The sequence below is a fragment of the Mesorhizobium sp. WSM3626 genome (assembly GCF_000513935.1).
In the GTDB taxonomy this organism is placed as follows: domain Bacteria; phylum Pseudomonadota; class Alphaproteobacteria; order Rhizobiales; family Rhizobiaceae; genus Mesorhizobium; species Mesorhizobium salmacidum.
Genome location: NZ_AZUY01000043.1, coordinates 1 through 20,780, shown reverse-complemented (window position 1 = coordinate 20,780; position 20,780 = coordinate 1). Strand labels below are relative to the sequence as shown.

Here is a 20,780-nt window from a genome sequence, read left to right as displayed (position 1 = left end):
GGCCAACCGAAATCCCGGTCTGGCGCGAAGCCGCTGGACCACTCTCATGCCCCTGCAGATCGTCCATCACCCCGACTACGACGCCGGCTTCGCGACCAACCATCGCTTTCCGATGAGCAAGTATCCGCTGCTGATGGAGGCCTTGCGCTCACGCGGCCTGGCCGGACCCGGCGCGCTCAACACAGCCGAACCCGCGCCGGCGCGGTGGCTGAAGCTTGCTCATGCGGCCACCTATGTCGACCAGGTCGTCTCCTGCTCCGTGCCGGAAAAAATCGAACGCGAGATCGGCTTTCCGGTCGGCCCCCGCGTCTCGCTGCGCGCGCAGCTTGCCACCGGCGGCACGGTGGCGGCAGCCCGGCTCGCCTTGCGTCACGGCATTGCCTGCAACACCGCCGGCGGCAGCCATCATGCGCGACGCGCGCAAGGCGCCGGCTTCTGCACCTTCAACGACGTCGCCGTCGCCTCGCTGGTTCTGCTGGAAGAGGGTGCGGTGCAGAAGGTCCTGGTCGTCGATCTCGACGTGCATCAGGGCGACGGCACGGCGGATATTCTAGGCGATGAGCCACGCGTGTTCACCTTCTCCATGCATGGCGAGCGGAACTACCCCACACGCAAGATTGCCTCGGACCTCGACGTCGCACTGCCCGACGGCACGGGCGACGCCGCTTATGTCGAAAGGCTTGATACCATCCTGCCTGAGCTCTCCACCCGCCCCCATTGGGACATCGTCTTCTACAATGCAGGCGTCGACGTCCATGCCGGGGACCGGCTCGGCAGGCTGGCGCTTTCCGACAATGGGCTGCGCGCCCGCCACGAGATGGTCATCGGCCATTTTCGGGCGCTCGGCATTCCTGTCTGCGGTGTCATCGGCGGCGGCTATTCCACCGATGTGCCGGCACTTGCCGCGCGCCACGCCATCCTGTTCGAGGTCGCTTCGGGCTTCGCCTGAACGTCACTTCCGGTAGTTGGCGATCCTGAGCAGGATGAAGGCCGGCACGACGATCGCGGCGCCAAGCAGGATATAGCCGAGGAAGCGGTCGATGGCGTGGAAGCCGAGATTCCAGAGATCGATGAAGAATTTCCGGATGCCGTAGAACACATCCATCGGCGACCAGCCGAAGGCGTTCATGACCAGGCCGACGAGAAAGGATACCACCAGCAGCTTCAGGACAACCCTGAGCGGCGAGTCGCCGAGAAAGCGCGTCAGTGCGGACAAGGCCGTCTCCCGATTGAGATGCCCGGACTCATGGGCACGGCCCAGAGATACGTGCTTGGCGGCCATCCATCAAGCCAGCGCGGTCTGTACAGAGAAACTGATAAGCCGCAACCAGATGTTGAGCGCCATCGAAAGCCCGCTCGAGCAACTGACAGAGCGGCTTCCGAAAGCCCGCAAGTCTTAAATATCGGTAAACAATTTCATTTTAATGCATTGAAAATAAAGCACAAAATCGTCATTTTCCAATTTTGCGCAATGTGCGTGCAATTTTCACTTGCGAGATACCAGGCGTCTTTCAGGTGACGGACCGCGCGGCGCTCTGCCCCTACCACAGCCGGCGAAAGCCGGTCCCCAGAACCGCGCAGCCATCCCTGAAAGACACCGATCGGAGCCTGCCGCCTCAACGGCCAGGGTCCTCAGCAATTAACCAGCGTATCGGGTGTCGGATGCGCGTTTGTGTTGGAGTAATGCAGTGTCCCCTCAAGCAAAGATCGTCCTGACGGCGAGTGCCCTCGCCCTGTGCCTTCTCGGGCCGGCGATGGCCGCCGACCTCTCGCCTGCCTACAACGATCCCCCCGCCTTCCAGTGGAGCGGCGCCTATGTCGGCGTCCATGGCGGCACGGCGTTCACGGGGATGCCGAACCCGTTCGCCGGTCGAAACGGCTTCAGCGGCGGCGTCCAGGCCGGCTACAACCAGCAGATGGGCCCGGCGGTCCTCGGCGCCGAGATCGAAGGTTCCTATCTGGGCGGCGCCGAACACGATATCCGGGGCGGCAAGATCAAGGAAAAATCGCGCGGCGCGGCCAAGGCGAAGGCCGGCGTGAGCTTCGACCAGACGTTGCTGTTCGGAACCGGTGGCGTCGCCATGACCAGGTTCGACAAGGGCGACGGCGTGAGGAGCAGCGACGGATGGAAGGTCGGCTACCTCGTCGGCGCCGGCATCGAGCAGGGCTTCGCCGGCGGCCTGTCGGCCAAGGTCGAGTACGACTATGTCCGCACCCCCGGCGTTGAAACGACATCGGCCCTTGGCAGGTCCAAGGAGACGATCGGCAGTCATGAGCTGAAAGCTGGCCTCAACTACCGGTTCTAGATTCCAGAACAGCAAGTGGCCGACCTTGATCGCGCGATGGCCGCAACGGCATCGCGCGATCTTGTTGTTGATGCGTCAATGCCCGACACGGACGTCCCCTCGAGGCAAGGAACATTCCATGCTTCGCAATGTCGATGTAATCTTCGCAATCTAGGTCCCCTGCGTGAATTTTCACCAGGGAATCAGCAATGTCCACGCATCACCCCGGCCGACCGTCGTCCAAGCTATTGTTCATTGCGATCGCAGTCGCATTGGCGGGCTGCGCCTCCGACATCATGAAGAACTATGTCGGACAACCGGTCGAATCGGTCGTTCTGGATTATGGTCCGCCAACGGCGATCGTCGACCTCGGCCAGGGAGAGCGCGCCTATCAATGGCGCAAGATATCTACGTCAGCGGTTTCCGGGACATCGAGTGGCGAGGTCCGCCAAACAAAACACGGAACTGTCTATGAAGAGACCGAAACGCCCGGCTATATCGAGCGTCAGGAATGCTTCTACACTTTTTATGCCCGAGCTTCCGGCGGCCGCTGGTTCATCACCAATTTCCGCCGGCCAAAGCTGGAATGCGAATGAACCGCCGCGCCGCAAATCCTGCGGCGGCGCGTGAAGGAGAACGCCAATGCGCGTCCTGCTGATCGAGGACGAACCGGAAATGGCCTCCGTGCTGAAGGCCGCCCTGGAGCGCCTGGACATCATCGTCGACCACGCCGCGACCCTGGCCGACGCGGAGGCGGTGGCCCGTCAGGGCCACCACGACGCCGTGGTGCTGGATCGCCGGCTGCCGGATGGCGACGGTCTTAGCCTGATCCCTCGCCTGCGCGCCTTGTATCTGGATGTGCCGGTGATCGCGCTGACGGCGATAAGCGGGTTGGAGGACCGGGTTGCCGGGCTCGATGCCGGCGCCGACGATTACATGGTCAAGCCTTTCGCCACGGTGGAACTCGTCGCGCGGCTCCACGCCCTGCACCGCCGCTCGTTCACTTCGCGTGCCAACCAGACGATGGTCGGTCGCCTCACCTATGATTTCCGCCATCGCGAGGCGCTGGTCGAGGATCAGGCGCTCGATTTGCCGCGGCGTGAGAGGCTGGTGCTTGAAACACTCATCCGCCGGCCGGGCCGGACCATCATGCGCAGCGCTCTCGAGGAGGCCGTCTACGCCCTGGACGACGAGATCGGCTCGAATGCGCTCGACGCGCATGTCTCGCGGCTGCGCCGCAAACTCGACGATGTCGCCGCCGGCATCGAGATACGAGCGATCCGCAATCTTGGCTATCTCCTGCGGGCAGCCTCGTGAAGAAGGTGCGCGCGCGCTCGCTGCAATGGATCCTGGTCCGCCGGCTGATCCTGCTGCAGGCGGCGACGCTGCTCCTCTTCATCGTGCTGTGCGCGGCAGCCCTTTGGATCGCCAATCCGAGGCTGCTTATCGACAACGAGGCTGCCGTCGCGGCCGTCAAGGACGCCGTCGACCGTGACAAGGACGGCAGGCTGATTGTCCGTGAAACGGAAGACCTCGCCGCGTTTCGCCAGAGCTTCCCCAATGTCTGGTACATCGTGCGCGACGACAGCGGGCAGAGCGTCCGTTCCGGCACGATACCGGATGTCTACACCAAAGAGATCGGTGGCCTGCTCGGCCAAGCAGACCACGCCACGATCGGATTCTCGGACAAGGACATGCGGCCGGAAGCCTATATCGAGAACGCTTCGACCAAAGCCGGCGCGGTACAGATCATTGCCGCGACGCAGTCGTCGCGCCACGAGACCGACGGGCTCGAGATCAACATTTCGGCCACGGTGGAGGTCGCCCGCTATCCGGACGGCAGCAGGAATTGGGAGCGCGCCCTGCCGGCGCTTGCGCTCGTCATCGCGATCCTGCTGCTGCCCATCGTCCTCGTCATGGGCGCCACCACGCTGGTGACGACGCCGGCCGTGGTCCGCCGCTCCTTTGCCGGCCTTGTCGAAACCGTCCGCCAGGCTGCCCGCATCGATATCGGTACCCGCGCGATGCAGTTGCCGGTCAAACACGTGCCGCAGGAAATCGCGCCGCTGGTGCATGCTTTCAACGAGGCTTTGGCCCGCCTCGCGCAGGGATACGACCGACACAACCGTTTCCTCACCGACGCGGCGCACGAATTGCGCACGCCGATCGCCATCCTGCGCACACGTGCCGAGTTGCTGCGGCAGGAGCCGCAAAGCACGCGGCTGCTGCATGATATCGAGCGCCTGTCGCACCTCGCACAACAACTGCTCGACCATCAATTGCTCGACCGCCCATCCGACCAGCGCGAGATCGTCGATCTCGACGATCTCGTCAGCCGGGTGGCGGCCGACTTCGCGCCGCTCGCCATCGAGGCCGGCTACGACCTTGCCTTCGAGCCTTCGCCCGACAAGACACGCGTCGAAGTCAACGTGCTGCAGATCGAGCGGGCGCTCGCCAACCTCGTGCGCAACGCCATCGAGCATGGCGGCGGCGGCGGTACCATCACGATTGCGATCGACAGGACGGGGGGCATCGAAGTGCGCGACGAAGGTCCGGGCATTCCCGTGGAAGAGCGCGAGAATGTCTTCGAGCCCTTCTATCGCCTGCAGCCGCAGTCGCGCGGGGCGGGGTTGGGGCTGAACCTCGCCCGACAGATCGCGCTGCTGCACGAGGGAACGATCCGGATCCTGGCGGGCTCATGGCGCGGTGCCCGCATCCGCATGGAACTGCCGGTTCGGTCGTGACCCAGGCCGTTGACGCAAAACGCGTGGCGGCCGCCAGCAAGTAGCCGCGCCGATCCCTGACTTATCTGTTTTCTAACCAATTGCCGCTATTGCCATTTCCAAAGCGGGAGCCAGGCTTTGGTGGGAACTGGAAAAATCGGCGCGCACCGCGCACCCATGTTATCGGTCGTCGTGCCTTGCTACAATGAACGCGACGGCGTGGCGGAGCTTCATCGACGCGTCAGCGCGGTATGCCTCGAGCAAGGCCTCCCCTACGAGGTCGTGCTCGTCATCGACGGGGCGACCGACGGCACCCGCGAGGCCATTTTCGAACTGGCCGAGAGGGACGACCATGTGGTCGCCATCGATCTTGCACGCAATTACGGCCACCAGATCGCCTTGAGCGCGGGGCTGGAATTCTGCCGCGGCCAGCGCATCCTCATTCTCGACGCCGATCTCCAGGATCCACCCGAACTGCTGGGTGCGATGATGGCGAAGATGGATGAAGGCTTCGACGTCGTCTACGGCCAAAGGGTGAAACGGGACGGCGAGAGCTGGTTCAAGCTGGCTTCCGCCTCGATGTTCTACCGTCTGCTCGGCAGGATGGTCGATGTCGAGATCGCTTCGGACTCCGGAGATTTCCGGTTGATGAGCCGCCGTGCGCTCGACCATCTGATTGCAATGCCCGAACGCTACAGGTTCATTCGCGGCATGGTGAGCTGGATCGGGCTGAGGCAGGTCGCCTTCCCTTATGAACGGCAACGGCGCTTTGCCGGCACCACCCACTACCCGCTGAAGAAAATGGTTCTTCTGGCCGTCGACGCGATGACCAGCTTTTCGATCGTGCCTTTGCGCTTTGCCTCGCTGCTGGGAATGATGTTCGGGCTGCTCGGTCTGGTCGTGCTTGGCTATACGCTGTTGGAATGGTCTGTCGGCAATGTTCTGCCCGGCTGGACGAGCCTTGCCGCGATCATGCTTATCCTGGGCAGCGTCCAGCTTCTGGTGCTGGGCATCTTCGGCGAGTATCTCGGCCGCATGTACATGGAAACGAAGCGGCGGCCGCTCTATTTCGTCAACGAGATCGTCTCACGAAGCCGGGCAGCGGCTGAAGGCCAGGATTTACCTGTCCACCGCCTCCAGGAGATGGCGAAAAGGGCCGCGCGTGGCTGAGGCGAAGGTCGACCGGATGCAACGGAACGGCATGGGCAGGATGTGCTCGCCCGGAGCCTTGACGTGAACCAGGCCGCCGCCATCGCGACCGCAACGCCGTCGCTCGGGGATGCGCAACGCATCAGGCTGATATTCTGCCTTCTCTGCGCCTGCGCCGTGGCCTATCTGCTCACGGCCTTTGCCGGCGCGATCCTGCAGGACCCCGACAATTGGTGGCAAGTGAAGGTCGGGCTGGATTTCCTGGAAAACCGGACATTTCCAACCGTCGACCCTTATTCCCACACTTTTACCGGCCAGCCTTGGATCGCCAAGGAATGGCTGGGGCAAGTCTTGCTGGCCCTTGCCTACCGCGCGGGTGGCTGGAATGGCGTCGTCACACTGATCATCGCCACGATCGGCCTGACGGTCTTCCTGATGGGATGGTTCCTCAGCGCATGGCTGAAGCCGATATTGGCGATAGCGCTTGCCCTCGCCGCGGCCCTCCTGATCGCCCCGATCTATACCGCGCGCCCCCATGTCTTCACCTTGCCGATCATCGTCGTCTGGACGGCAATGCTGTTTCGTGCCGCGCGAGAAGAGAGAGCCCCACCGCCGTGGCTGCTCGTGCTAGTCGTATTATGGGCGAACCTGCATGCCACGTTTACCCTGAGCTTCATCATCGCGGCCTTTGCCGGGCTCGATCTGCTGGCGCGCGCGGGTCTGTCTAAACCCTCCCTTCTGGTAAAATGGGTCGTTTTCGGCCTGCTCTGTCCGTTGGTCAGCCTGCTGCATCCCTATGGCGTGAAAGCCATCCTGGCCACGCTCACCGTGGCCTATGGCAATGAGGCTGTTCCACTCATCCTGGAATGGAACCCGTTCAATGCCCAGGAGCAACTCTTCCAGGAAGCGGCGATGTTGTTGGCGATTTTCGGGCTGTTGGTGTCAAGGCCGCGGATCGGCTGGGCCAAGGCGTTGTTCATCGTCTTCACCTTGCATGTCTATCTCGCCCATCTGCGATTTGTATATCTGCCCTTCCTGCTGATTCCGTTGGTCATCGCGGTCGAGATCGCACAGCAATATCCTTCGCTCTCGACCACGGCCTGGTTGGCGGAGAAGCGCGACGGGCTGGAAAAACTCTTCGCCAGCCGGTTCTATGCTATCTGCGGCGCGATGGCCGTCTTGCTGGTCGGTGCGGTCTCGATCCTCGGCAGTGCCTACCAGGTCGCGCCGAGCCCGGCGACATCAGCCAGCGGCGCCCTTGCTTTCGCGCGGGATCACCACCTGTCCGGCAATGTGCTGAATTCCTACAATTTCGGCGGCACGCTGATTTTCCACGACATCAAGACTTATATCGACGGCAGGACGGACCAGTTGTTCCTTGGCGGATTCACGAAAACGGATGATGCAACGGGGCACAGCGACGGAAAGCCGCAGCTCGAGGCCCAGTTGAAGAAATACGCCATCGGCTGGGCATTGCTTACGGCCGATGACACCCGAATCCCCTTCTTCAATGAACTGGGCTGGAAGCGGGCCTATGCGGACGATTATGCCGTGATCTACCTGCCCGGCACCTGAATCACCGATCCCACAAAACCGGCGTGGCCAGCGTTCGAATGCCTGCTATTCGCCTTGACACGGATGTTGCACTGCAGCAAAGTTGTGCTGCATAGCACAGTCCGTGAGGCCTACGAGCCAAGGTTTTTCGCACAATGGGGATTGCCTTATGACGGGCATGTCAGGCGGCGCCGCACGGCCACCGCGGGTCACCGCGTACGGACCGGTCGAATGAATTACAGGCGCGACATCGATGGTCTGCGGGCCGTTGCAGTGCTGCCCGTGGTGCTTTTCCATTTCGGCGTATCCGCCATTCCCGGGGGCTTCACCGGCGTCGATATTTTCTTTGTGATATCGGGCTACCTGATCAGCGGCAGCCTGCTGGATGATCTCGAGCGCGGCCAGTTCTCGATCGGACGCTTCTACTGGCGTCGTGCACGGCGCATCCTGCCGGCACTGACCTTCGTCATCCTGCTTGCGAGCATTGCGGCCTGGTTCATCCTGTTGCCGTCGGATCTGCACGAATTCAGCCTCAGCGTGATTGCGGCCTCGACCTTCTGGTCGAACATCTATTTCTGGAAGACGACGAACTATTTTTCGATCGACGCCGAACTGCGGCCGCTGCTGCACACATGGTCACTTTCGGTCGAGGAGCAGTATTACATCTTCGCGCCGATCCTTGTGTATCTGATCTACCGGTATGCCTCGAAGCGCTGGTTGACGATACTTCTGCCGATCGCCATCGGCAGTTTTGCCCTGGCGGTCATGGCGACCACGATGGCGCCGACCGCCGGCTTCTACCTCTTGCCGACACGCGCCTGGGAGCTGGCGCTGGGTGCCATGCTGATGCTGAAAAAGCCGCCGCCACTTGCCAACCGGACGGCAACGGAACTGGTCGGCCTTGCAGGCTTTGCCCTGCTCGCATTCGGTTTCCTGACGATTTCGGAAAGCGATCCGTTTCCCGGCTACAATGCCCTGTTTCCCTGCATCGGAACGGCCCTGCTCATCTACGCGGGCCAGAATCACGCGGACCGGCCCGTGCCCGTTGCCACGCGTGTGCTTCAATTCGCTCCGATGGTCTGGGTCGGCCTCATCTCCTATTCGCTCTATCTTGTTCACTGGCCGATCAATTCCTTCGTCCATTACCTCTCGCTGAAAGCCATCTCGGTGCCGACGATCGTCGCGATGACGGTGGCCAGCTTCGTCCTGGCGACCTTCTCGTGGAAATATGTCGAGCAGCCTTTCCGGCAGAAGCGAACCTTCACCGCCCCGCTGCCGATCTTCGCCTTTTCGGCGACGGCGATCGCCCTGCTGTGCGTCGGCGGTCTGGCCGGTGTGCTCGGCAAGGGCTTTCCGCAGCGGTTCCCCGATTTCTCGACGCAACGGATCGTGGTGGACGACTGGCGCAATGGCGTCTGCTTCAACGAGGGTACGAGCCGGATCGAGAATTGGAACCTTGCCGACTGCACGCGCACGCATGGCTTTCCCACCAATGTGCTGCTGTGGGGCGATTCCTTCGCGGCTCACTACGTTTCGGGCCTGGAGGCCAACGCGCAGAAAATCCAGGCCAACGTCATCCAATATACCTATGCCGGCTGTCCACCCAACCTCAGTTATTTTTCCTACGCCAGGCCAACCTGCACCCGCTTCAACGAACGGGCGCTGTCGATCATCCGCGATGCCAATATCCAGGCGGTGATCCTGAGCGGCCGATGGACGGACTACCAGGCCAGGGGCTTCGACGGACTGCAGACGACGATCGACCGGCTGCGCGACATGGGTGTCAAGGTCTATGTCATCGGCCAGTCTCCGGAGTTCATCGCCGACGTCCAGAAGGTCGCTTTCTTTGCTAAACACGAAGGCGCCGCGAACACATCCTGGCCGATGGCCATGGATCCCGACATCAACAAGCAGGTGCAGCTCTTCGCCAAGGGCGCGACCTTCATCGATCCACTTACCTATCTGTGCGACGCCATCGGCTGTTCCTATGAGGATGCCACCAGCAAGCAGTTTCTTTATTTCGACTATGGGCATTTCTCTTCCGCCGGCGCGACGCTGGCCATCTCGAAATACTGGCCGAGCTTCGCCGCCGGCGGCGAAGTCGCAAAGGCCAGGGAGCAGGCGCCGACCGTCACCGGTGAGCTGGCGAAGCCCGCATTGTGAGACCGGTTTGCGATTGCCCGAAGCCATGCCGTCATGATAACGAGGCTGCAGCGCGGGTATGATGTAATGGTAGCCTGTCAGCTTCCCAAGCTGAACGCGCGGGTTCGATTCCCGCTACCCGCTCCACCCTGAAGCCAAAAGTCCCTGGGCCTGGGCGGAACCCGTCCATTTGGCAGCACTGTCGGTGAGCCTAAGCTTGGCCGATTCGCATCTGCTTCTTGAGGAGGAACCGGGCGAGGTTGTTGATATTCCGCGGCGCCACCTTCCTGGGCAGATGCGCCAGCAGGTCTTCCGATTTGACGTCGTTGCGGAACCGCTCCGCCCAATCTTCGGTGAGGTCGTCCCGCTGCAGCCGCAAATTCGTCTCGAACTCTCCGTCCGGCATTTCCACCGACAACTGCCGGGCCACCGACGCGACGTAAGGACGAGGATCGTCCAACAGATCCTCATAGAAAAAGCGATCGTAATGCAGATCGGCCAACCGCAGGTAAGCCTCCCAGAAGGCATAGCTCTGCTCGATCAGGAAATAGGCCTGGCAAATACCGGCGAAGTCGTATTGCGGAACCAGATCCGCGCCGCCCATCGTGCTTCTCCAATGGCCCGACGCCTTTGCCCGGCAATAGGAAATCGCTTGGCGAAGACGGTCCCGTCGCTCCAGCAGGACTATACCCATGTCATGGCGCCGGCCGCATTCCGCCAGGAAGTCGGCTCCGTATTTGGCCTGCGACCAGTGAAGGTGCCGTGGAAACAGCTTCACGGCGAACGTGCCGTTCGCAGTCCCGCCGCGATCGATCACGGCGGACAGCAGATCATCGAAGGATTTCGGCTTGCACCCCAGATTGGTCGTGTCGAGCCACTCGGCCGACTTGCCGAACAATCCCGTGCTGTTTGTGAGGCTGCCAAGCCATTCGGAGCCGCTGCGGGCTTCGGTCAGTATCGCGACGCCCTTCATGCGTGCCGATGATCCGCGGCCCGCGTCATGTCGATTGCAGAATGCCGTTCTTCTTGGTGGTCCCCCGCCATGGTCAAAGCTCCGCTTAAACAGCGCCTCAACGGACAAAGGCCTATATGGTTCCGTCGATTCGACCTTAGGCTAAGGCAGAATGCAGGCCCAAACACGTTACAGTTGGGTAATCACGCCGCGCCTTGGGCTCGAAGAGCCCTGAAGATACGCGCAAAGGCCGGCCACGCTGTGGTGGCCGCCCTTTGACGTCAGCCAGAAGCGATTACAGCCAGACGCCGAGCCAGACGCGCTCGCGCCAGCAGCGGACGCGGCGGCGTCCGTGGCGCCAGTAGCTGCGGCAAACCCGTCTCCAGCCGCGGCGGCGTCCATGGCGCCGACGCCAATAGCCATCGGGACCATGATGTCTCCAGCCATGCCAACGGCGGTGGGAGACCTGCTCCAGTTCGACCTCGTCATCCCCTTCGAAGACGGCCGGATCCGGCTTGTCCAACTCATCGAGAATTCCATTGCCCTGGGGAACACCGGCAAGCGCGCGGCCGGGTCGGGCCACGCTTGCAAACGCAACCGCCCCCGCAACGCCAAGCATTCCAGTAAGAAACAACCGACGTTCCATAAAAACCTCCCGAGTTGTTAACTACCGACACCTCGTTCCCTCGCCCGAAACAGGCTCCAGCGCGCATGCCGATCGGTTTTGAACGCGCGGAGGTGGTTCTCGTTCCATCACCCCACTTCACGCAGGATGAAATCATGCAGCATCTTGGCCGCCGGTGACAGTATGCGATTCCTGACCGTGATCAGGCTGTAGGGCCTGACCTCGATGTCGAACTCGGTCTGGACGACGTCGATGGCGCCGGCAAGTCCGTCCGGGTTCTGGATGAACTTCGCCACCTGCACCGAGACCGGCGCTATGGCATCGGATTGCGCGACCATGACCAGCGTGAGCAGCAGCGAGCTGGTATTCAAGATCCGGTCCGGCAGCGCGATGTTGCGGTTCAGGAAATTGCTCTCCATCGCCTGGCGCAAGGGCGAACCGCCTGACTGGAAGACCCAGTCATAGGCAGCGGTGTCTTCCAGGCGCACTACATTACCCCTCGCGAGCGGGTGGCCGCGGCGCACGATCAGGCAGGCTTTCTCGACGCCGATCACGCGAGATTCGAACAGCCGCGGATTGAGGTCGTCGGGAATGCGGGCGATGATGAAGTCGTGGCGCGAGGCGATCAGCTCGCGGGCGAGCACATTGGAGGTTTCGACCTGCATGGTGATCTCGATGCGCGGGTAGATGCGGCGGATCTCGCGGATCGCCGGCACGGCCAATTCGATCGCCGGCGCGGTCACGGCGCCGAGGAACACCGAACCGCCCTTGCCGGCCTTGAGCTCGGCTATCTCGCGGTCGGCTTCGCGCATCTCGAGCAGGATCGAGCGGGCCCGCCTGGCGAGCGCCTGGCCATAGGGGGTGAGGGTCACGCCGCGCGGCAGCCGTTCGCACAGCTTCACGTCGAGCACCGCCTCCATCTCGGCGATCATGCGCGAGGCGGCCGGCTGGGAGATGTTCATGACCTGGGCCGCGGCGCTCACCCGTCCGTGATCGTCGAGGGCGGCGATCATGCGCATGTGGCGCAAGCTCAAGCCACTGCGCAGGAGTGTCTCCCCATTGCCCGGGAGCTTCTCGTAACTTACGGGAATCGCATCGGGATCGCGCAATGCCGCCATGATCTTCCAGCCCTTCCGCCGGTTCCTTTCCGCATGCTAGATCATACCGGTTTCGGTATAGCAACCACCAAAGATCGCATTTGACAGTTATGGCAAAGCGACCCACCCTTCGCGCGTTCCGGGGTGCAAGGGCGGTAACGACCAAAATCGTATCGATTGAAACTGCATCGCGGAGCCGATTGGGAGGATACCGGAGATCGATAAGGCCGACAGCGGCGCGTTTGCGCTCCTGTCTGGCTGCGCGGCCCGCGAAGCCCCGAGGTGTCGCGTCCATCAACCAGGGAGAGTAAGTTGAAGATCATCAAAACGCTGGCCGCCGTCGCGGCCCTTGGCATCGCTGCCATGAGCTATCAGGCGCACGCGGCCGACAAGGGTCTTGTCGGCGTGCTGATGCCGACCAAGACCTCGCAGCGCTGGATCAATGACGGCGACGCCGTCAAATCCCAGCTCGAGGCTCTCGGCTACACTGTCGACCTGCAGTATGCGCAGGACGACATCCCCAACCAGCTCAGCCAGCTGGAAAATGAAATCACCAAAGGCCCGAAGGCGCTGATCATCGCCTCGATCGACGGCACCACCCTGTCGGATGCGCTGCAGAAGGCCAACGACGCGGGCGTCGTCGTCGTCGCCTATGACCGCCTGATCAAGAAGACCGCCAATGTCGACTATTACACCACTTTCGACAATTTCGGCGTCGGCGTGATCCAGGCGAATTCGCTGGTCAAGGGCCTCAAGGAGCGTTTCCCGAACACCAAGCCGTGGAACGTCGAACTGTTCGGCGGCTCGCCCGACGACAACAACGCCTTCTTCTTCTACAATGGCGCGATCTCCGTCCTGCAGCCGCTGATCGACGACGGCTCGATCAAGATCAAGTCCGGGCAGACCGGCATGGACAAGGTCGGCACGCTGCGCTGGCTCGCCGCCACCGCCCAGGCGCGCATGGACAACCTGCTGTCGGCCAACTACTCGGACGGCAGCCGTGTCGATGGCGTCCTGTCGCCCTATGACGGCCTGTCGCGCGGCATCACCGCCTCGCTGCGCGCTGTCGGGTACGGCACGGAAGCACAGCCCTGGCCGATCGTGACCGGCCAGGACGCCGAGACCGCCTCGGTCAAGCTGATCATCTCGGGCGAGCAGTACTCGACCGTGTTCAAGGACACCCGCGAACTGGCCAAGGCCACGGTGCAGCTGGTCGACAAGGTGCTCTCGGGCGGCAAGCCGGAAGGCCTCGATGAAAAGACCTACAACAACGACGTCAAGGTCGTTCCCTCGATCCTGCTGACGCCGCATGAAGTCGACAAGTCGAACTACCAGGCGCTGGTCGTCGACTCCGGCTACATCAAGGCCGAAGACCTGAAGTAATTTCGGTTATAAAGTCAGGGGTCCTGCGCGACGCAGGGCCCCTTTTCGTTAAAAGCGACCCCGGTATGGGTTCTGCCGGCCTCCTAGGAGCTTGCCCTGATGACCTCGACGATTTTGGAGATGCGCGACATCACCAAGACGTTCCCCGGCGTGAAGGCGCTCTCGAACGTCAACCTCAGCGTAGAGGAAGGCGAGATCCACGCCGTGGTCGGCGAGAATGGCGCCGGCAAGTCGACCCTGATGAAGGTGCTGTCGGGCGTCTATCCCTCCGGGACCTATGATGGCCAAATCATTTTTCAGGGCCAGGAATGCCATTTCAAAGGCATCCATGACAGCGAACACAAGGGCATTGTCATCATCCACCAGGAACTTGCGCTGGTGCCGATGCTGTCGATCGCCGAGAACATTTTCCTCGGCAACGAGCATGCCAGCTACGGCGTCATCGACTGGGACGCCAACGAGGCACGCACGTCCGGGCTTTTGAAGAAAGTCGGGCTCAAGGAAGACCCCAAGACGCTGATCACCCATATCGGCGTCGGCAAGCAGCAGCTGGTCGAGATCGCCAAGGCACTCAGCAAGGAAGTGAAGCTCCTGATCCTCGATGAGCCGACGGCATCGCTCAGCGAGAAGGACAGCCAGGCGCTGCTCGATCTTTTGCTTGAGTTCAAGCGGCAGGGCATGACCTCGATCCTGATCTCCCATAAGCTCAATGAGGTGAACCGCGTCGCCGACAAGGTGACGGTCATCCGCGACGGGCGCACGATCGAGACATTGCCGAGGAAGGACATCAGCGAGGACCGGATCATCACCTCCATGGTCGGCCGGTCCCTCGACGATCGCTACCCGCCGCGCGAGCCTCATATCGGCGACGTCATTTTCGAGGTCAAGGACTGGTCCGTCTACCACCCGATCCATGCCGAACGGCAAGTGATCAAGAGCATCGACCTCAAGGTGCGCAAGGGCGAAGTTGTCGGCATCGCCGGGCTGATGGGCGCCGGCCGCACCGAATTCGCCATGAGCCTGTTCGGTCGCTCCTATGGCCGGCGCATCAGCGGCGAGGTGCTGCTCAACGGCAAGCCCGTGGACCTTTCGACAGTGGGCAAGGCGGTGCAGAACGGCATCGCCTACGTCACCGAAGACCGCAAAACCTATGGGCTGAACCTCATTGACCACATCAAGCACAATGTGACGTTGGCCAACCTCGCCGGCGTTTCCAATGGCGGCGTCATCGACGATATGCGCGAAATGAGCGTCGCCAACGACTATCGCAAAAAGACCAATATCCGCGCATCCAGCGTCTATCAGCTGACCGGCAATCTCTCGGGCGGCAACCAGCAGAAGGTGGTGCTATCGAAATGGCTGTTCGCCGACCCGGAAGTTCTGATCCTCGACGAGCCGACGCGCGGTATTGACGTCGGTGCCAAGTACGAAATCTATACAATCATCGCTCGCCTCGCCGCCGAGGGCAAGGCGATCATCGTCATTTCATCGGAAATGCCGGAACTGCTCGGCATCTCGGACAGAATATATGTCATGAACGAAGGGCGCATCGTCGGCGAGATGGCGGCAAGCGACGCCAGCCAGGAAAAAATCATGCGCGCCATTGTTCGCGGAGAAGGAAAAGCATCATGAGCACAGACAGCGCTCCCGCGCCGCAAAGCGGCACCGCCGAGGACGTCAAGCAGGGTCCTCGCATCGCCGTCTCGGCGCTGACGACGAACCTGCGCGAATACGGCCTGATCATCGCGCTGATCGTCATCATGCTGTTCTTCCAGTACACGACGTCGGGAACGCTGTTCAAACCGGTCAACCTCAGCAACCTGGTGCAGCAGAACTCGTTCATCATCGTGATGGCGCTCGGTATGCTGCTGGTCATCGTCGCCGGCTACATCGATCTCAGCGTAGGATCGGTCGCCGGCTTCATCGGCGCACTTGCCGCCATGATGATGGTGATCTGGCCGCTTGGCATGTTCAGCAACCCGCTCGTGGTCTCGATCGTCTGCCTGATCGTCGGTGGGTTGATCGGTGGGGCGCAAGGCTACTGGATCGCCTATCACCGCATACCAAGTTTCATCGTGACGCTAGCCGGCATGCTGATCTTCCGCGGCATTTGCCAGGCGCTGCTTGGCGGCGGCTCCTCGGTCGGTCCGCTTCCCGACAGTTTCAAGGCATTGAGTTCCGGCTTCATCCCGGACGTAATCGGCCCGCTGACGCTGATCCCGCCGACGGTGAATGCCGCCGGCAAGACCATTTTGGGTAGCGGGCTCACGCTGCACATGACGACGATCGTGCTGGGCGTGATCGCGGTGCTCGCCTACGCCTATTTCGGCTTCAGGGCGCGGCGCAAGCGCGAACGCCACGGTTATGAGGCCGAGCCTTTCACCCTGTTCGTCATCAAGATCCTGGTAGGCAGCGCGCTGGCGCTGTTCCTGGTCTTCCAGTTCGCGACCTATCGGGGCCTGCCGATCGTGCTGCTGGTGATGGGCGTGCTGATTTCATTGTTCGTCTTCGTCACCAAGCGCATGACCATTGGCCGCCGCATCTACGCCATGGGTGGCAACGCCAAGGCGGCGCAACTGTCGGGCATCAACACCGAACGGCTGACGCTCCTGGTGTTCGTCAATATGGGCGTGCTGTCGGCGCTCGGCGGCCTGATCATCGCCGCGCGTCTCGGCCAGGCCGTGCCGGCAGCGGGCCTCGGCAGCGAGCTCGACGTCATCGCGGCCGTCTTCATCGGCGGCGCCTCGGCGATGGGCGGCGTCGGCCAGGTCATCGGCGCTGTGGTCGGCGGCTTCATCATGGGCGTGATGAACAACGGCATGTCGATCATGGGCGTCAATGTCGACTGGCAGCAGGTGGTCAAGGGACTGGTCCTGCTCGGGGCCGTCATCTTCGACGTCTACAACAAGAACAAGGCTTAAGGGCTGGGGCGAGGACTAGGAGGCATACGGGTTCTAGATCGCGAAGCTGCCGGCGGCCCGTCGGCACCAAGAAGTCCGGGGAAGGACCAGGTTCGCGAACGCAATCCGGACGAAACGTTTCAACCGTGGCGCGTTCCCGCGCCGCGCCGGTCAGGATTTGCCCATTGGCAGCCGGATACAGATAAATGAGAGAGGACTGATCATGCTGATCTCGCAAATTCTCGACGACGCCGAGACGATCCGTGTCGTTGCCCGCAGCGGCGGGAAGACCCGGATCATCAACGGCGCGCGCAGCGTCTATTCGCTGGCGATGGAGGCCGCCCGCACCGGCGTCGGCCTGACGGCCCTGATCGAACGCAAGGGACTTGGCGAGACGGTCGATCTCGACGCCGCCTACAAGCGGGGGCGCCTCCTGTCGCCGATCAATCACCCCGACCCGGCGCATCTGCATCTGACCGGCACGGGGTTGACGCATCTCGGTTCGGCCGCGACGCGCGATTCCATGCACAAGAAGCTCAGCACCGACGGCGAGGAGCAACTCACCGATTCCATGAAGATGTTCCGCATGGGGCTGGAAGGCGGCAAGCCCGCGAAAGGCCAGATCGGCGTGCAGCCGGAATGGTTCTACAAGGGCAACGGTACCATGGCGGTCGCGCCTGGTGCCGCGCTCATGTCACCGGCCTTTGCCAAGGATGCCGGCGAAGAACCAGAGATCGCCGGGATCTATGTCATCGGCGATGACGGCGCGCCATTCCGTGTCGGCTTCACGCTGTCGAACGAATTCTCGGACCATGTGACGGAGCGCGTGAACTATCTGTTCCTCGCCCACTCCAAGCTGCGCAATGCCTCGTTCGGGCCCGAAATTCTGATCGGCGACCTGCCTTCGGACATCCGCGGCACGTCACGCATCGTGCGCGACGGCAGGACAATGTGGGAGAAGCCGTTCCTGTCGGGCGAAGCGAACATGTCGCACACCATCGCCAATCTCGAGCACCACCATTTCAAATATTCGGCGTTCCGCCAGCCGGGCGATGTGCATGTGCATATGTTCGGAACGGCCACGCTGTCCTTCGCCGACGGCGTCACGACCGAAGCCGGCGACGTGTTCGAGATCGAGGCCGGGGATTTCGGCCTGCCGCTGCGCAACCCGCTGGAAATCGAAAAGCCGGTGAAGGTGGCGGTGAAGGCGCTGTAACCGGCGCAAACTCTGCCATCTCCCCTGGTGGGGCCCGAAGGGCGGGCGAGGCCATTTCGACCTCAAAATCTTGCCCGTGGGCAAGCATCGGCCAGTGGTAATGGGAGTTCAGCGCCGGCGGAAATGCTTGGACAGCTTCAGGCCTTGTGCCTGATAGTTCGAGCCGAGATCGGTCCCGTAAAGCGCCTGCGGGCGCTTCAGCATGTGTTCGTAGACCAGCCGGCCGACGATCTGGCCATGATCGAGGATGAACGGCACTTCGTGGCTACGCACTTCGAGCACCGCGCGGCTGCCGGTGCCGCCAGCCGCCGAATGGCCGAACCCCGGGTCGAAAAACCCGGCATAGTGGACACGGAACTCGCCGACCAGCGGATCGAAGGGCGTCATCTCGGCGGCGTAGAGCGGCGGCACATGCACCGCCTCCTGGCTGACGAGGATGTAGAACTCGTCGGGATCGAGCACCAGTTCGCCGGCGCCGCTCTTGTGGATCGGCTCCCAGAAGTCGAGGACATCCTGGGCGGCACGCTTGTCGACATCGATGAGGCCAGTGTGGTGCTTGCCGCGATAGCCGACCAGCCCATCCTTGTCGCCATTGAGATCAATCGACAGCGCGATGCCGCCGCCGGAAATGTTCGGCGGCTCGGTGGCGACGAGCATCTCGGCGCGGTGCAATTCATGCAGTTCGGCTTCCGAAAGCAGCGCGTTGCCGGTGCGAAAGCGGATTTGAGAAAGGCGCGAACCGGTGCGCGCAACGATCGGGAAGGTGCGCGGGCTGACTTCGAGATAGAGCGGACCGTTGTAGCCGGCGGCGATCTTGTCGAACTCGTGGCCACGGTCGGTCATGACGCGGGTGAAGATGTCGAGGCGACCGGTCGAGCTCTTTGGATTGGCCGAGGCCGAAATGTCGGCCGGCAGGGCCAGGCTTTCGAGCAGCGGCACAATATAGACGCAGCCGGTTTCGAGAACCGCGCCTTCGGCCAGATTGATCTCGTGGAGCTGCAGCCGATCGAGCTTTTCCGAGACCTTGTGGTTGGGACCGGGCAGGAACGAGGCCCGCACCCGCCAGGCCTTTTCGCCCAATCTGAGATCAAGACTAGCCGGCTGGATCTGGTCGGCATCGAGCGCACGCGGCGACTTCAGCGCGCCGGACTGGAACAGCGCCGAAATGTCCTGATCGGGAAGAATGCCTGTCTGCCGCAAAGTCTGGCTCCGCCCCAAGACTGGTCTCCTTTGTTGCAGGTTCTTGCCGCAAAACCGCTGGGCACTTTGCGGAACCTGCCTTGGTACAAACCTCTTAATGAAGCCGGCAATTGACGCAAGCGTGGCGCGGGTCTAAAGGGTCGTTATCCCGTGGTGATTTGGCCGGTCGGCTTGCAGCCACGTTAAACAAGTCGCTAAAGGACCGTCGGGCCGCAAGGCCGTATGGACCGGTTGCGACTTTCGCGGCCGGTTTTTTTGTGTCTGGAACAAAGCGATGAGCACCAAAAAGCGCAACTGGAAACCTCAGACGGCACTCGTGCATGGCGGAACCCTGCGTTCCGGCTTCGGCGAAACCTCCGAGGCGATGTATCTGACCCAGGGCTATGTCTACAAGACCGCCCAGGCGGCGGAAGCCCGCTTCAAGGGCGAAGAGCCTGGCTTCATCTATTCGCGTTACGCCAACCCGACCGTCGACATGTTCGAAAAGCGCATGTGCGCGCTGGAAGGCGCCGAGGACGCGCGCGCCACGGCGTCAGGCATGGCGGCGGTGACGGCGGCGCTGCTGTGCAGCGTCAAGGCCGGCGACCATATCGTGGCGGCGCGCGCGCTGTTCGGCTCCTGCCGCTGGGTGGTCGAGACGCTGGCGCCGCGCTATGGCATCGAGGCGACTTTGGTCGACGGCACCGACATTGCCAATTGGGAAAAGGCGGTCAGGCCGAACACCAAGCTGTTCTTCCTGGAAAGCCCGACCAATCCGACGCTGGAAGTCGTCGACATCGCGGCCGTTGCCTCGCTCGCCAACTCGATCGGCGCGCGGCTTGTCGTCGACAATGTCTTCGCCACGCCACTGCAGCAGAAGCCGTTGCAGCTTGGCGCGCACATCGTCGTCTACTCGGCCACCAAGCACATTGACGGCCAGGGCCGCTGTCTGGGCGGCGTCATCCTGTCGGACAAGAAGTGGATCGACGAAAACCTGCACGACTATTTCCGCCACACCGGCCCCAGCCTGTCGCCGTTCAATGCCTGGACCTTGCTGAAGGGCCTCGAGACGCTGCCGCTGCGCGTGCGCCAGCAGACGGAAAGCGCCGGCAGGATCGCCGACTTCCTGGCCGAGCAGCCGCAGATCGCCCGCGTCATCTATCCCGGCCGCGCCGACCACCCGCAGGCTGATATCGTCAAGAAGCAGATGTCGGGTGGCTCGACGCTGATCTGCCTCGACGTCAAGGGTGGCAAGCCGGCGGCCTTCGCCCTGCAGAACGCCCTCGACATCGTGCTGATCTCGAACAATCTCGGCGATGCCAAGAGCCTGATCACCCATCCCGCGACGACGACGCACAAGAATTTGAGCGACGAGGCCCGCGCCGAACTCGGCATCGGGCCTGGCACGCTCAGGCTGTCTGTCGGCCTGGAGGACGCCGACGACCTGCTGGAAGACATCGCGCAGGCTTTGCAGGCCGCTAGGGCGTAGTGACGATTTAACGGGTTGGGATTCCCAAGGAAGGGCAAATCAGATTCAACGCTGATTTTTGGAGGTCAGCGATGGACTGCGATGCG

The 20,780-nt window shown here is 62.3% G+C and carries 18 protein-coding genes, 1 tRNA gene and 1 riboswitch; of the genes, 14 read left to right on the top strand and 5 right to left on the bottom strand.

Annotated elements, in window-relative coordinates; translation table 11 throughout:
- Positions 1–46 precede the first annotated feature (46 nt).
- Entirely contained in the window at positions 47–949 is a 903-nt protein-coding gene (locus M653_RS0124325; RefSeq protein WP_027145675.1) for a histone deacetylase, read from the top strand.
- A gap of 3 nt (positions 950–952) precedes the next feature.
- Here the strand turns inward: M653_RS0124325 and M653_RS0124320 are convergent, their stop codons facing one another.
- On the bottom strand, positions 953–1,216 hold the full coding sequence (locus M653_RS0124320) for a DUF6460 domain-containing protein (protein WP_027145674.1): 264 nt from the start codon (positions 1,214–1,216) through the stop codon (positions 953–955).
- A gap of 472 nt (positions 1,217–1,688) precedes the next feature.
- Between M653_RS0124320 and M653_RS0124315 the strand changes: the two genes are divergently transcribed.
- From M653_RS0124315 to M653_RS0124280, 8 genes are all read left to right on the top strand, one after another.
- The gene (locus tag M653_RS0124315; protein WP_027145673.1) at positions 1,689–2,306 is read left to right on the top strand and encodes an outer membrane protein; all 618 of its coding nucleotides are present in this window, start codon (positions 1,689–1,691) and stop codon (positions 2,304–2,306) included.
- Between the two features lie 188 nt (positions 2,307–2,494).
- Complete coding sequence (locus M653_RS0124310; RefSeq protein WP_027145672.1) at positions 2,495–2,881, top strand: hypothetical protein; 387 nt, start codon at positions 2,495–2,497, stop codon at positions 2,879–2,881.
- A gap of 46 nt (positions 2,882–2,927) precedes the next feature.
- On the top strand, positions 2,928–3,602 hold the full coding sequence (locus M653_RS0124305; protein ID WP_027145671.1) for a response regulator transcription factor: 675 nt from the start codon (positions 2,928–2,930) through the stop codon (positions 3,600–3,602).
- Positions 3,599–5,029 carry a HAMP domain-containing sensor histidine kinase gene (locus tag M653_RS0124300; RefSeq protein ID WP_027145670.1) on the top strand — a complete coding sequence of 477 codons (1,431 nt, stop codon included), beginning with the start codon at positions 3,599–3,601 and terminating at the stop codon, positions 5,027–5,029. Before M653_RS0124305 ends, M653_RS0124300 begins: the two co-directional genes overlap by 4 nt.
- 120 nt (positions 5,030–5,149) lie before the next feature.
- Positions 5,150–6,178, top strand: a complete 1,029-nt coding sequence (locus M653_RS0124295; protein WP_027145669.1) for a glycosyltransferase family 2 protein — start codon at positions 5,150–5,152, stop codon at positions 6,176–6,178.
- Positions 6,179–6,241: 63 nt separating this feature from the next.
- Positions 6,242–7,732 (top strand): hypothetical protein, encoded by a 1,491-nt coding sequence (locus M653_RS0124290; protein WP_032935972.1) that lies wholly within the window; start codon positions 6,242–6,244, stop codon positions 7,730–7,732.
- 210 nt (positions 7,733–7,942) lie between these two features.
- A complete protein-coding gene (locus tag M653_RS0124285) occupies positions 7,943–9,874 on the top strand; it encodes an acyltransferase family protein (RefSeq protein ID WP_027145667.1) in 1,932 nt (643 codons plus the stop codon).
- A 52-nt stretch (positions 9,875–9,926) separates the two neighbouring features.
- A tRNA-Gly gene (locus tag M653_RS0124280) sits at positions 9,927–10,000 on the top strand.
- 64 nt (positions 10,001–10,064) lie between these two features.
- Here M653_RS0124280 and M653_RS0124275 read toward each other — a convergent pair.
- The 3 genes from M653_RS0124275 to M653_RS0124265 form a co-directional block, all read right to left on the bottom strand.
- Positions 10,065–10,826, bottom strand: a complete 762-nt coding sequence (locus M653_RS0124275; RefSeq protein WP_027145666.1) for a Stf0 family sulfotransferase — start codon at positions 10,824–10,826, stop codon at positions 10,065–10,067.
- Positions 10,827–11,100: 274 nt separating this feature from the next.
- Entirely contained in the window at positions 11,101–11,451 is a 351-nt protein-coding gene (locus M653_RS1000000135985; RefSeq protein ID WP_027145665.1) for a hypothetical protein, read from the bottom strand.
- Positions 11,452–11,558: 107 nt separating this feature from the next.
- Positions 11,559–12,548: a LysR family transcriptional regulator gene (locus M653_RS0124265; protein ID WP_027145664.1), complete on the bottom strand. Its 990-nt coding sequence runs from the start codon at positions 12,546–12,548 to the stop codon at positions 11,559–11,561.
- Between the two features lie 291 nt (positions 12,549–12,839).
- Between M653_RS0124265 and chvE the strand changes: the two genes are divergently transcribed.
- From chvE to araD1, 4 genes are all read left to right on the top strand, one after another.
- Complete coding sequence (gene chvE, locus M653_RS0124260) at positions 12,840–13,910, top strand: multiple monosaccharide ABC transporter substrate-binding protein (RefSeq protein WP_027145663.1); 1,071 nt, start codon at positions 12,840–12,842, stop codon at positions 13,908–13,910.
- 99 nt (positions 13,911–14,009) lie between these two features.
- The gene (gene mmsA, locus M653_RS0124255) at positions 14,010–15,542 is read left to right on the top strand and encodes a multiple monosaccharide ABC transporter ATP-binding protein (protein ID WP_027145662.1); all 1,533 of its coding nucleotides are present in this window, start codon (positions 14,010–14,012) and stop codon (positions 15,540–15,542) included.
- A complete protein-coding gene (mmsB, locus tag M653_RS0124250) occupies positions 15,539–16,831 on the top strand; it encodes a multiple monosaccharide ABC transporter permease (RefSeq protein ID WP_027145661.1) in 1,293 nt (430 codons plus the stop codon). The genes mmsA and mmsB overlap by 4 nt, the downstream gene beginning before the upstream one ends.
- A 202-nt stretch (positions 16,832–17,033) precedes the next feature.
- A complete protein-coding gene (araD1, locus tag M653_RS0124245) occupies positions 17,034–18,026 on the top strand; it encodes an AraD1 family protein (protein ID WP_027145660.1) in 993 nt (330 codons plus the stop codon).
- 108 nt (positions 18,027–18,134) lie between these two features.
- Here araD1 and M653_RS0124240 read toward each other — a convergent pair whose 3' ends face one another.
- Positions 18,135–19,226 (bottom strand): 2'-deoxycytidine 5'-triphosphate deaminase, encoded by a 1,092-nt coding sequence (locus M653_RS0124240; RefSeq protein ID WP_027145659.1) that lies wholly within the window; start codon positions 19,224–19,226, stop codon positions 18,135–18,137.
- 140 nt (positions 19,227–19,366) lie between these two features.
- Positions 19,367–19,444: riboswitch (SAM riboswitch) on the top strand.
- Positions 19,445–19,500: 56 nt separating this feature from the next.
- Here M653_RS0124240 and M653_RS0124235 point away from each other — a divergent pair.
- On the top strand, positions 19,501–20,694 hold the full coding sequence (locus M653_RS0124235; protein ID WP_027145658.1) for an O-succinylhomoserine sulfhydrylase: 1,194 nt from the start codon (positions 19,501–19,503) through the stop codon (positions 20,692–20,694).
- Positions 20,695–20,780: the final 86 nt, after the last annotated feature.